11 protein-coding genes and 1 tRNA gene are annotated in these 12,887 nt (G+C 46.1%); 5 read left to right on the forward strand and 7 right to left on the reverse strand.

Annotated features, from left to right (window positions below):
- Nucleotides 1–33: 33 nt before the first annotated feature.
- Genes C7Y71_RS00480 through C7Y71_RS00495 form a run of 4 tightly spaced genes read left to right on the forward strand, consistent with a single transcriptional unit; the run spans nt 34 to nt 4,665 of the window.
- Nucleotides 34–603 carry an adenylate kinase gene (locus tag C7Y71_RS00480; protein ID WP_111898690.1) on the forward strand — a complete coding sequence of 190 codons (570 nt, stop codon included), beginning with the start codon at nt 34–36 and terminating at the stop codon, nt 601–603.
- 34 nt (nt 604–637) lie between these two features.
- Nucleotides 638–1,801 (forward strand): GTPase ObgE, encoded by a 1,164-nt coding sequence (gene obgE, locus C7Y71_RS00485; protein ID WP_111898691.1) that lies wholly within the window; start codon nt 638–640, stop codon nt 1,799–1,801.
- Complete coding sequence (gene pgeF / locus C7Y71_RS00490) at nt 1,788–2,591, forward strand: peptidoglycan editing factor PgeF (RefSeq protein ID WP_111898692.1); 804 nt, start codon at nt 1,788–1,790, stop codon at nt 2,589–2,591. Before obgE ends, pgeF begins: the two co-directional genes overlap by 14 nt.
- Before the next feature lie 13 nt (nt 2,592–2,604).
- A complete protein-coding gene (locus C7Y71_RS00495) occupies nt 2,605–4,665 on the forward strand; it encodes a ComEA family DNA-binding protein (RefSeq protein ID WP_111898693.1) in 2,061 nt (686 codons plus the stop codon).
- A 354-nt stretch (nt 4,666–5,019) separates the two neighbouring features.
- On the opposite strand, the gene C7Y71_RS00500 is transcribed toward C7Y71_RS00495, so the two are convergent.
- The 4 genes from C7Y71_RS00500 to tamL form a co-directional block, all read right to left on the reverse strand.
- Nucleotides 5,020–5,090 (reverse strand) — tRNA-Cys (locus C7Y71_RS00500).
- Between the two features lie 90 nt (nt 5,091–5,180).
- A complete protein-coding gene (locus C7Y71_RS00505; protein ID WP_226943491.1) occupies nt 5,181–5,999 on the reverse strand; it encodes a DNA alkylation repair protein in 819 nt (272 codons plus the stop codon).
- Complete coding sequence (locus C7Y71_RS00510) at nt 5,986–6,786, reverse strand: MBL fold metallo-hydrolase (RefSeq protein ID WP_111898695.1); 801 nt, start codon at nt 6,784–6,786, stop codon at nt 5,986–5,988. Before C7Y71_RS00510 ends, C7Y71_RS00505 begins: the two co-directional genes overlap by 14 nt.
- Nucleotides 6,787–6,818: 32 nt before the next feature.
- Complete coding sequence (tamL, locus tag C7Y71_RS00515) at nt 6,819–9,095, reverse strand: translocation and assembly module lipoprotein TamL (protein ID WP_449619034.1); 2,277 nt, start codon at nt 9,093–9,095, stop codon at nt 6,819–6,821.
- Nucleotides 9,096–9,189: 94 nt separating this feature from the next.
- On the opposite strand from tamL, the gene C7Y71_RS00520 reads away from it, so the two are divergent.
- On the forward strand, nt 9,190–9,969 hold the full coding sequence (locus C7Y71_RS00520; RefSeq protein WP_111898696.1) for a TrmH family RNA methyltransferase: 780 nt from the start codon (nt 9,190–9,192) through the stop codon (nt 9,967–9,969).
- Between the two features lie 20 nt (nt 9,970–9,989).
- Here the strand turns inward: C7Y71_RS00520 and C7Y71_RS00525 are convergent, their stop codons facing one another.
- The 3 genes from C7Y71_RS00525 to C7Y71_RS00535 are packed head-to-tail and all read right to left on the reverse strand — an operon-like array spanning nt 9,990 to nt 12,798.
- Nucleotides 9,990–10,634: a trimeric intracellular cation channel family protein gene (locus tag C7Y71_RS00525; protein WP_111898697.1), complete on the reverse strand. Its 645-nt coding sequence runs from the start codon at nt 10,632–10,634 to the stop codon at nt 9,990–9,992.
- 13 nt (nt 10,635–10,647) lie between these two features.
- On the reverse strand, nt 10,648–11,604 hold the full coding sequence (locus tag C7Y71_RS00530) for a D-2-hydroxyacid dehydrogenase (protein WP_226943493.1): 957 nt from the start codon (nt 11,602–11,604) through the stop codon (nt 10,648–10,650).
- A 12-nt stretch (nt 11,605–11,616) separates the two neighbouring features.
- The gene (locus C7Y71_RS00535; protein WP_111898698.1) at nt 11,617–12,798 is read right to left on the reverse strand and encodes a type IX secretion system plug protein; all 1,182 of its coding nucleotides are present in this window, start codon (nt 12,796–12,798) and stop codon (nt 11,617–11,619) included.
- Between the last annotated feature and the right edge of the window lie 89 nt (nt 12,799–12,887).

Consider the following 12,887-nt stretch of genomic DNA (forward strand, 5'->3'; position numbering starts at 1 on the left):
AACTTCTTAATCACTATTATATCATAACTTAGAATGAAAAATATTGTAATTTTCGGAGCACCAGGTTCCGGCAAAGGAACTCAGAGTGATTTGCTTGTAAAGAAATATGGTTTCAAACACATATCAACAGGTGATGTGCTGAGAGCAGAAATGAAAAACGGCACAGAACTCGGCAGGACAGCGAAAGGATTTATCGACAACGGACAACTCATACCCGATGAATTGATGATAGACATTCTTGCTGCTACTTACGATAGCCTCATGCCTGCAGAAGGTGTTATTTTCGATGGTTTCCCACGTACCATTCCTCAGGCTGAAGCGCTCAAGGATATGCTTGCAAAGAGAAATGCAGAAGTGAGTGTCATGCTCGAACTCGATGTGCCTGATGAAATGCTTATCGAGCGGCTTGTCAATCGTGGAAAAACTTCAGGACGTGCAGATGACAACGAAGAAACTATCAAGAAACGCCTTACTGTTTACAACAACCAGACTGCTCCTCTAATTGATTGGTACGAGAAGGAGGGCCTGCGTCGTGCAGTAAAAGGCTACGGCTCGCTTGAAGAAATCAATGCAGAACTCTGCAAAGTGATTGACAGCCTCTGATCTGAGCACTTAAATTCTTAAAAGACAGAAAAATATGGCTCTCGAAAGCAATTTCATAGATTATGTGAAGATTCTGTGCCGCTCCGGTAAGGGCGGACGAGGGTCTATGCATCTTCATCGCGCCAAATATCAGCCTAACGGTGGACCTGACGGTGGCGATGGAGGTAGGGGAGGAAACGTGTATCTCAGAGGAAATCACAACTTTTGGACACTCCTGCACCTGAAGTACGACAGACACGTTTTTGCAGGTCATGGCGGGAATGGAAGTAAAAATTGCTCGCACGGCACTGACGGTGAAGACAAGTACATTGACGTGCCGCCAGGAACAGTGGCGTACGATGCTGAAACGGGAAAGTACATCTGCGATGTGACAGACGATGGTCAGGTCGTTATGCTACTCAAAGGCGGCAGAGGAGGACTTGGTAATTTCCAGTTCCGTTCTGCTACCAATCAAACACCGCGCTATGCGCAGCCAGGTGAACCTATGCAGGAAATGAGTGTTATCCTTGAACTCAAACTCCTTGCAGATGTAGGACTTGTCGGATTTCCTAATGCCGGAAAATCCACACTACTCTCAGCGCTTTCTTCAGCCAAGCCGAAAATAGCCGACTATCCCTTTACCACGCTTGAGCCTTCGCTTGGGATAGTGCCCTACAGAGATGGCAAGTCGTTCGTCATGGCAGACATACCAGGCATCATCGAGGGCGCGAGCGAAGGACGAGGTCTCGGACTCCGATTCTTAAGGCATATTGAGCGAAATTCCCTGTTGCTTTTCATGATTCCGGGTGACACAGAACATATTCGTAAGGAATATGAAGTTCTCGTCGGAGAACTCAAAAAGTATAATCCCGGAATGCTCGACAAACATCGCGTGCTTGCCATCACGAAAGCCGACCTATTAGACGATGAACTGATAGAAATGCTTAAAGATGACTTGCCCGACGATTTGCCTGTCGTGTTCATCTCTTCAGTAACCGGTAAGAATATCGACAAACTCAAGGACATTCTCTGGGAAGAACTCAACAGCGAGAGCAACAAACTGCAGTCCGTAACGGAAGGCGGTTCTATCGTTCACCGAGACCGGGAAAAATCTGTCATCATTAAGGATTTTGAAGATTGGGAAATAGACGATGGCGAAGTGCCTGAAGACATTGATTTGGAAGAATACGAAATAGAATTCTTAGATGACGACGATTAAAGACAAACCTGCATTGCTTGAATACCAGTTAGATACGGCAGTGCAGGCTTTTTCTACAATGAGACATGGTGGCGTAAGCACAGGTAATTATGCCTCCCTGAATGTCAATCCTTTTTGTGGTGACAATCCTTCCCATGTCAGCCGGAACAGGCAAATGCTTGCTGAAACCATCGGGATTTCAGAAGACAGAATCATTCTTCCTCATCAGACACACAGTACTAACGTGCTCTGTATTGATGATAATCTTCCCAGCGCGCAGCAACTGGAAGATGTCGATGCAGTAATCACTGATCAGGAAAACCTATGTATAGGGGTTTCTACAGCCGATTGCATTCCAATATTACTCTATGACCCTGTCACTGGTACGATTGCAGCCATACATGCTGGTTGGCGCGGAACAGTTGGACATATTGTAACGAGAGTAGCCGAGGTGATGAAGGATAACTTTGCTGTAGATCCTGCTAACCTCAAAGCCGTCATCGGACCAGGTATCAGTCTCGATGTTTTTGAAGTAGGCGATGAGGTGTATGATGCTTTCGCCAAAGCAAATTTCAATATGGATGCAATAGCCAGACGCTATCTGGCAGGCAATGGTGAAAAAAAATGGCACATTAACCTGCCACTTGCCAACTATTTGTTACTTACTGAAGCCGGACTTAATGAGCAAAACATTCTTGACGTCAGTATCTGTACCTATAAAGCACACGAAAAATTTTTCTCCGCTCGCAGATTAGGCATCAACTCGGGAAGAATCTATACGGCAGTAATGAAAAGAAAATCAGCAATGTAGTGATTGTTTTGTTATGAAAAAGAGTTTTCTGATATTGTTCTTTATCATCCCATTTTCGGTTTCTGCACAACTCTCGAACCGCGACAGCATTTCGTGGGGAGAATTCATGGACTATTTCTTGCTCAATATGGCGGATGAAGATAATGTGGACAAACTTCAGCAAATAGAAAATGAGTTAGAAGAACTGCGTGCAAACAAGATAGACCTCAATTCAGCAACTCGATACGACCTCTTGCGCATACCGTTTCTCGATGGCGCTAAGGCTGATTCCATTATACTCTACAGAGATAAGAAACATCAATTCTATACCCTCGGCGAACTGATGTTTGTCAACGGCTTGACTTATCTCGACCGTCATTTTCTGCGTTTCTTTCTCTATTGTGGAGAGCCGGAAAGGAAAAAAGTTTCTTTCACACAGAAACTATATTCAGGAAAATTTGAAATCGAAACGCGCGCGGACATTCCTTTCTATGAGCGTGAAGGTTATAAACACCATTCTGAAGCAGAACTCGCTGCAAATTCTAACAAGGAGTACAAAGGCGATCCGCTATACAATGTTACACGCTTTCGCTACAAATGGAGAAACGAAATTGAATACGGATTGACCCTCGAGAAAGATGCAGGAGAGACTTTCGGAACACACCATAACTATCCCTATGATTACTATGCACTCTATTTCCATTATAAAAGTCCTGTTAAAGGAAATGAAGTAATCGTGGGCGATTACAATGTGTCGATAGGGCAGGGACTACTATTCAGGGGAACTTCCTTCAACACGCGGCTTATGTCTTTAAATGGTTTTAATCGTAACGTGCCGAACTTGACAGCGCATAAATCAACCGCAGAAGTCGATTTCTTCAGGGGAGCAGCAGGAAAGGTGAATTTCGGAAAATTTAATCTCTTGGCTTTCGTTTCTTATCGCTCACTCGATGCCAGTTATTTAAGAGATACTATCCGGACAATCCAGACCACTGGCTTACACAGGACGAAAGGAGAAATCGACAAGGAAAATAGAGTTGACAACTTCACTACAGGCGCCCGAATAGGTTATGAACACAAGCAGTTGATGATAGGAGCAACAACATACTATTCACATTACAATAAGTATGTCTCACCAAAGCCGACCTATTATAATGCCAACTTTTTCCGAGGCAAAGATGCTACAGGTATAAGTGTTGATTATTCGTGGACTTCAGACAAACTCATACTGAGAGGCGAGACGGCAGCAGACAAGGATTTCCACCTTGCCATAACGAACGCTCTTACTTTCAATCCCTCTGAACTCTGGAAAATCTTCGTACAGCAGAGAAGCATCTCACCAAAGTTTCAATCGCTCTATGGCGATGTGATGCAGGAATATTCACGAACGATGAATGAGCACGGTGCAATGCTGGCTGTGCAGACTTCTGCCATAAACTATTACGATTTCACGGCATACGCCGACTTCTTCTATCTGCCCAAACCTGTCTCTCTGAATTATCATAGCACATCGGGTATGGAAGCATACATGGGCATGCGCTACCATAAAAGCGACAAATGGAGTTTCTCTCTCAACTATAAATTCAGGACGAAGGAAAGGGGCGTTCCCGACCACCTTTATATAAAGCAAACGGTACAGACCCATCGAATGAATGCGCGCTTGGATTTCAATGGCAAAGCGTTCTCTTTCCACCCCATCTTCTCGCTCAATTATCGAAAAGTAGAAAAAGATAACGACGCTTTAGGCTGGATGTTCTCTACAAGATGTGGCTTCAAACCCTCAAAACGCATTGATATAGGAACTTTCGCTTCCCTCTTCTTTAGCGACAATTATCAGGTAGCACTCTATGCCTACGAACCGAGACTCTACAAAGCAGCATATATGCCCTCATTCTATTACGACGGTTTTCGTATGGCGGTAGTAGCAAACATGCACTTCGTCCGAAACCTGCAAATAGGAATGAAACTTGGCACAACGCACTATTTCAACAAATCATCTATAAGTTCGGGCGCGCAGAAAATAGACGGCTCTTGGCAAACAGACTTTTCCATACAACTACGCTGGACGTTCAATGCTGTCAAAAGGAACAGATAGTGTGCTAACAGATTATAGGGGTGTTCTATAAATTAGACTTGAATGTTTTTTGAATTTTTTGGTGTAGATTTTGATTTAAGTTCGCAGGTGCATAGCGGGCTATGTACCAAGAAGTTAAGTCAAAAGATGCCCAAAAGAACCAAACTTTCGCAAAGGCGAGAGCAGAGGGAAAACTTGTTTTCACTATGCCGAGCCGCAACCGAAAGTCTGATAAGAAAGCAGCAAGACTAATTATAACTTAAAAATCAAATTTATAGAATACCCCTATAATTCTAATTTATAGAACACCACTATAGATTCTTTAGATGTGTTGTTAAAACACGAAAAAGAGACGCGTACTGCGCGTCTCTTGTGAGGTACCTAGCAGATTCGAACTGCTGTACACGGTTTTGCAGACCGCTACCTAACCACTCGGTCAAGGTACCATTTTGCTTTTGCGAATGCAAAAATACAAGCAATTTTTCAATTTGCCAAATTTTACACTTCTTTTCTTTCGTAATGAAGGTATAATTTGCTTATTTGGACACTTTCGTTACCGGAATGTTCATCCAGTAGCGCCGTTCTTCTTCGGGAAGTTTCTCTATGGCATAGCGCAGTGCAGTGCGTGGCATTTCGTGGATATGTTCGCTCAGAAACGATCGCAACAGATCTTCGCTTATCCGCTTGCCCATCTCCCGAAGCATCCAGCCTACGGCCTTATGCATCAGGTCGTGAGAGTGGTGCAGGTGTTTCTCTGCAAGTCGTAAGCACCACGTGGGGGCGCCTTGCTGTGTCGTCTTCCATGTGCAGACCATGCTGGTGCGTTGCAGCCAGAGGTTATTGCTCCCTGCAAGTGCGTCAATCACGCTTCTCTTGTATTCTTCGTTCAACCCGACCTTACCGCCTTGCATCGTAGGCAGCATCAGCCAGTGTCCCAATATTTTCGGCGCTGACATGTCAACCAAGTCCCAGTTGTTGGCTTGATGAGCATGTTCGAGGTAGAAACTAACCAGACGGTCGCGTCTTGTGATGGCTTCAGCATCGTTTTCCAAGCGCTTTTTAGCCTGTCGCTCAAACTGACAGACCAAAATAAGCAGACCACAAAGTCGCACTTCGTGCCAGCGGCAGTATAGCAGTTTCTTCACCTCTTCGAGCGGCAAATCTTTTGCCATCTTCACCACTTCGCGTGTCTGAGGCACTTTCAGGCCGAGAAACTCATCGCCCTCGCCATATTCGCCTTTGCCGGTCTTGAAGAAGCGTTTCAACACATGCTGTTGCCCTTCGTTACGCAAAGACTCCATATAGATGATTATCTCTTCTGCATTCATCGTAGAAGATGGTTCAGTCCAATTCATACATCTGCGACGGAATACGTCGGCGGAGGGCTTCTATCTTCAGGTTGGCATGAAGAAGCGGCAGTCGTTCTTCAAGTTGCTCATTGATGGTGCGCAGTGCAATCTGGGGATTGTTGTTTTCTTCACTAAGATGGCAGAGCCAGACGTGCTTGGTCCTTTCTGTCAATTTTTCCGCGAGTAAGGCCGCCGTTTCGTCGTTGCAGAGGTGTCCGTTGCCGCTCCTGATTCTTTGTTTTAAATATGCCGGATAAGGTCCTGTGGCAAGCATCGCCATGTCGTAGTTGGCCTCGATGACGAGGTAGTCGGCATTTTCCACGCAATACTCTATCTCAGGCGTACGCCTTCCAGCGTCTGTGATGATGCATAAGGTCGTGCCACCACCTTCTATGATATAGCCGTTGTTGCCGGAACTGTCGTGAGGTACGGGTATGCTCGTTATCGTGAACTCACCGATGGTAATGGGAGAATTGTTTGAGAGAATGCGTTTGAGGGCGGGCGGCACTTTTTTGCTCATAAAGCGGTTATAGTCCATGCCTCTGTGCACCTCTTCCGATGTAAAGACAGGAATGTTGTATTCACGGCTCACGGCGCCTACAGCCTTCACATGGTCCGTATGGTCGTGAGTAACGAGGATGGCATTGGCTTTGACGGCAGGTATGCCGTATACGTTGCAATAGCGCTTGAACGTGCGGATGCCGATGCCTACGTCAACCACTATCGTGCTGTCGCCTTGTTGCAATATGTAGCAATTACCGCTACTGCCGCTGCCAAAACTGATAAACTTCATATATTGTATAATTTTATTTCTGAACAGGTGCCTTAGAAAGGCAGTCCCACCGCAAAGTGGAGCGTAAAGTCGCGCGACAACTTCGGATGGGCGATGGGCCAATGCCCCGAACCGCTCTCTATGGCAGGGTTGATGGCTTTCATGCCGGCATCGAACCGCACTATGAAGTAGTCGAGGTTGAAACGCAATCCCAAGCCATAACTCGCAGCAATCTGCTTATAGAACTTGCCAAACTTGAACTGTCCGCCGGGGATGTTCTCGTATGAGTGCAAGTTCCAGATGTTTCCGGCATCAATGAATGCCGCGCCGTTGAACTTCCAGAACAGTCGGGTGCGATACTCCAGACTCAGCAGGAGGTTCATGTTGCCGGTCTGATTGATGAAATTCACCTTGCCGTCTGTGGTGGAGTAGTTGCCCGGTCCAAGTTCCCTGACGCTCCATCCGCGAATGTTGTTTGCACCGCCCGCAAAGTAACGCTTTTCGTAAGGGATAATCTTCGAGTTGCCATAAGGGATGGCTATGCCGAATGCAGCATGAAGGGCGAGGGAGTTGTTCTCGTCGATGAGGAAACTCTTGGCGTAGTCGAAGTCGAATTTGGCATACTGCGAGTATGCTATGTTGAAAATGTTATATTGGTCACTTTCGTCTTTCTTCAGCCTGAAAATCTTTGAAGCAGCAAAGAGAATGTTTCCGGCTATTTCTGCATTAAAGCGTATCTGATAGCCATTAGTCTGATTGATGCCATTTTGCCCGATGTTTCGAAGTGAATTGTACACGAAACCATAGCTTGATTTCATGATGAACAAGTTTTCGTAACTATTCCTAAGAATGGAATAACGTGGATTTTCGCCTTCAAGGTATTCTTTCTCAAAGGTCTCGGATATCCACGGCAGGAATACGTAGTTCAAACTCAACACGTCCAGATTGTGCTGCCAGTTGGGCATGTTGTGATGACTCCATTGATACGCCCAGCGACCCGTAAGCACCCTGCGGTGGAATTCCGGGCGGTCCTGAGAGTTGTACATCAGGCTGATCTCAGAAACAGCCTTCAGGTTACGGTTTAGGCTGCGGGGGAGAAACGGAAACTTGAAAGTGGGCAGCCTGAGGCTCGATTCCACGCTGTATTCCATGTAGTCCTGGCTGCTGTAGCCCTCCAGACCCGTAATCGCCTCGTATGCACCGCGTAATTTAAGGGTAAAGGCTTCTGCACCCTTGAAGAGGTTGCGGTTGGTGAAAGTCGCTGTAACTGCAGCACCGAGGTCACCGTTGGTGTTCGTGCCGTCAGCCTCTGCACTTATGCTGTAATGGGCATTGCTCTTAACGAAAATGTTAGCATCAAGTTTTGGCACACTGTCTTGAGTGTCAGGTACAAAGTGGATGGACGAGTAGTTCACGGCGGGCAGACTGTTAAGGCTTGAATATGTGTCCTGCATATCCTGCTCGCTGTACAATTTACCTTCGCGAATGGCAACGTGGTTGTCATACACCTTGCCTGTCATCTTGTGCCGCCCCTTGTAGATGATGTTGATGTTGTTGCTGTTGATGGTGTCGCAGTCCGCATCATTGCCGTCAACGTCTTCATAGATGTTCACGCTGTTGATGGTATATGGCTGATAGACAGTGTTGCTCCTCACACCCGGCGGGCGGCGGAACACAAACGTCAGCCTCACATTGTTCTCGCCGGGCAGCGTATCGGCAATGAAGGAGACGAAGTCCTTATTGAGCTCGTAGAAACCACAGTCGTGAAGATGGCGGATCACGCGTTCGCGCTCGCTGCTGAGCTGACCCACATCAAGCGGCATGCCTTTGTAGAGAAGCGTCTTGTCCGAGGCTCTCCTTATCTCCGAAGCTATCAGGGAGTCTTCTATAGAATACTCCAGGTTGCTGACGTACCAGCGAATACCGGGGTGCATGGTATAGCTTACGTCGAGCTTGCGGTTCTTGCTCGCGGTGTCCACATCCACCTTCGCTTGCAGATAACCCTTGCCTTGCAGCGCAGATTGCAGCGATTTGGCAGACGAAACAGTCTGTTCGTGGTCATAAACCACCGGCGCTTCGCCGAGGCGTTGGATGAAACGGTTGGTTTTCTTGTTCTTGTCCCTGCCGGATATGCAATAGATGCCAAGAGGCACCTTAAAGAGGCTGAACCAGCGGGCATTCGCCTCCTGACGGACATAAAGGCGGTAGTCTCCCGCTTTCTCCTGCTTGCTCTTGCTCGTCAGGCTTACCTTCGACAGCATGATCTCGTCGTCTTCCAAAAAGCGCGTAGGTTTACATGCTGATAACATGAAAAGCAATGTTATTAGCACATAAACAACTCCTATTTTGGTAATTTTGTACAAAACATTGCAAAGATAGCACTTTTAATCTGTATCTTTGCTCTTAATCACACGATAAAGAAATATGACAATCACTAAAAATCAGATTAAGTTTGTTCGCTCGTTGAGTTTGAAAAAAAATCGCGACGAACATCATCTTTTTGTTGCAGAAGGAAAAAAATGCGTAACAGAACTTGCTTCTGCTTTCAGATGTAAGATGTTGATTGCCATAGAAAACCAATCTGACATCTCAGATATAGTTGAATGTGAAGATTTGTTTATTGTTCCCCCTTCAGAACTTGAGAGAATGTCTCAACTCAGATCACCTCAAGGAGTCATCGCTGTGTTTGATAAGCAAAAAAGAAAGAATAATACGACAACAAAAGAAACAACTACAGAACTTATCTTAGCACTTGATGGTATTCAAGATCCCGGAAATCTCGGAACAATAATTAGACTTGCAGATTGGTTCGGAATAGAACAAATAATTGCTTCAAAAGACACTGCTGATGCATTCGCACCTAAAGTGGTACAAGCTACTATGGGAGCTCTTGCGAGAGTGAACATCAATTATTTAGAACTCCAAACTGAACTCAAGAAACTATCAAATATATTTAACATATTAGGAACATTTCTTGAAGGCGATAATATCTATACTCATGAAAATCTTTCCCAGCCAAGCATACTGGTAATGGGGAATGAGGGTAATGGAATAAGACCAGAAATAGAGCAGTTAGTCACCGACAAATTATTTATTCCAAGCTATCCTGCAGGGCGACCAACAAGTGAAAGTCTAAATGTAGCAGTAGCAACAGCTGTGGCTTGTGCTGAAATTAGGCGCAGACAGTCAACTTCCGTCAAATAAATACTTTTAAGTAATTATTTCTAATCTTCCTCTTGCTTTTTATAATCGTCCTCGCCTTTCAGTATTGGAAGGTGAAGTCGATATCGCACAGCTAAAACACGCATGGCTATGACAACCACACCGCAAGCAATGCCTGCAACAACAGGACCGAAACCTGCTAAGATGCTGATGTGATATGCCGCTCCTCCTATGACACATGCCAAAGCATAAATCTCTTTTCTGAAAATAAGCGGTACTTCATTGATAAACACATCTCGGAATACACCACCTGCAGCACCTGTTATTGTACCCATGATAATGGCTGCCCAAAATGGATAATGCCCTGCAGATGATAGGGTTTTTTCTATACCAGTAACCGTGAACATCGCCAGTCCTATGGTGTCGAAAATAAACCAGGTGTTGTTTTGGTGGATGAGGTATTTGCCGAATATCATTACCCAAAGCAATGCCAGTGCGGTGCAGATTAAGTAGAACGGGTCCTGCATCCAGAATATAGGAACGCCAAGCATCATGTCGCGTAGCGTACCACCACCTATAGCTGTTGTTAGTCCTACAATGTATGCACCAAACAGGTCGAAGTGTTTGGCAGACGCCAGACGGATACCGGAGATGGCAAAGGCGAGCGTACCTATAAAATCGAGTATTTCATTAAATGTTATCGACACGGCTTTTCTTTTCTTAGTTGACAGTATTTTTTAGTTGACCTGCGACAAAGTCCCGCAGGTTCGCGAGGTGTGCATCAACGAGACGCTGTCGGGCAGTGGTCGTTGCCCATGCTATGTGCGGCGTGATGAAGGCATTGGGTGCAGAGAGAAGGGGATGTGAGGCGCGTGGGGGCTCTTCGCTGAGTACGTCTGCATAGTAAGCGCCCAATCGACCCGTTTCCAATGCTGAACAAACTGCTTCATCGTCAACGAGTCCACCGCGTGCGGTATTGATGAGAATCAGTCCCACCTTGCATGTTTCAAGGAGCGATGAATTAACAATGCCACGGTTGTCTTCATTCAACGGGCAGTTGAGACTGACAAAGTCGCAACTACGGAAGGCGTCTTCAAGGGCGATAGGCTTCACGTACTCGGGCAGTTGGGCGGCAGGCTTGTGCGTAACCGCGTAAATCTTTATACCGAAAGGCTGAAGAAAGTTGGCTACCTGGCTACCTATCGAACCAAAACCGACTATCGCCAGGCTTAAGCCGCTCAATTCGTTGATGGGCAGGGTGAGGAAACTGAAATCTCGACTGGAGGACCATTCACCCTTTCGTACTGCATCGGCGTAGTAACCCACCTTGCTGCAAGAGTCGAGGATCATAGCCACGACCATTTGCGCCACGGCATCGCGGGCATAGCCGGGGACGTTGCAAACTGGTATGCCATGCCGCTTTGCCGCTGCCACATCTATGTTGTCATAACCCGTGGCTGCTTCAAGAATCAGTTTCAGTTTTGGCAAGCGCGAAATCACGTCTTCGTTAATTTTCGTCTTGTTCACGATGAGAACATCGGCATCCTTTGAACGCTCAATGACTTCTTCTGCCGCTGTCCTGTCGTAAACGGTAACTTCACCGAATGCGCGGTAGGCGACCCAGGATAAGTCGCCGGGATTAACGGCATGGCCCTCTAAAATAACTATATTCAGCATCTTCTGAAATTGCTACGGACGATAGGAAAAGTCCTTCATCCCTATTAGTTGATAATAACGGTCGCCTTGGCGTTTGTAATAGACCAGTATGGTGTATTCATTCTCCGTTTGGTAATAATCGCCCTCTATCAGCGACAGTGCGCCGCTCCTCTTACCAACCGGCAATGCCAGGTATTGATAACTGTAATAGCCTTGTTTGAGCAGGAGCGATGCCTCATATTGCCCGGCAGACGAGTTGTAAGTCATTTTGTATGCAGGCACGAAGTTGTTGTAAGTCCAGCGCCCGTTGATATAGACGTCATAACCCTCTAACTCTGGCATGGCAAGTGAGAAATGGGTCAGGAAATAGTCACTTTCCGTGTCATTGCCCGTGTCGTACTCGTTGCGAAATACGCTTTGACCATTTTGGTCTTCATCGTAGATGTAATTGCGAGACGGGTAGTCCGTCATAATCTCTGCATGATAATACGGGTCGTACCACCGAAGGCGGTCAACATGCATACCTGCTAAATGACAGGAAAGCATCTCAAACTTGCGGTACTCATTACCAGCCTTGAATATCAAGTCCCTGTCGTATTGCCAAATCAGTTCGTTGCCCATCGAAGATGTGGGACGCGGATTGATAACGGCATTGTCCCATCGGCGGTTCTGAAGCACCACGGTTTTTATCTCATTCTGAATGTTGCCTTGCGGAAGGCGACCCGTGTTGATGCGCATGGTCAGTTGTTGGTGCTTGTCGTTCCAGTCTATCTCTGTGTTGGTGGACATGGTTGCGTTGATAATCACTTTCGGGTCGAGAATGGAGAAATACGCCACAAAAGCCGTTACCTCTTCGCCACTATCATCATCTTCAGTCATGACGGATATTCTGTAATTACCAGAAAGAAGTGGCTCCATCCATTCATTTGGAACTGTAAACCGATAGTGGTTGTAAAGCACCGTTGTGTTCAGACTTGGCTCATAGTCGTCTATCACTTCTTCGTTGCCAGGCGATCTGAGATATTCACTGTCGAACAAATCCTTAGTGGGTTTCCAGTCAAAATCGCAATGCTCCAGTTTATAGGTGTATCGTCTGTACTCGTGAGTCAGGTCATCGAAAGAAACTTCAATTACCTGTCCGCTACCCTTTTCAATAACAGGCCAAACGTCTTCGTTGCCATCCACAGTCAGCCTTACGCTGTAGATGTTGTCCATGAAGATACGTGTGCGCTGGCTCGCTGATGACAGTGGAAACGTAAAAACAAGTGTTGCTATTAAAAGAAACCTTGTTACTGTTTTGAAAC

It is taken from the genome of Pseudoprevotella muciniphila, assembly GCF_003265305.2.
Classification (GTDB): Bacteria; Bacteroidota; Bacteroidia; order Bacteroidales; family Bacteroidaceae; genus Alloprevotella; species Alloprevotella muciniphila.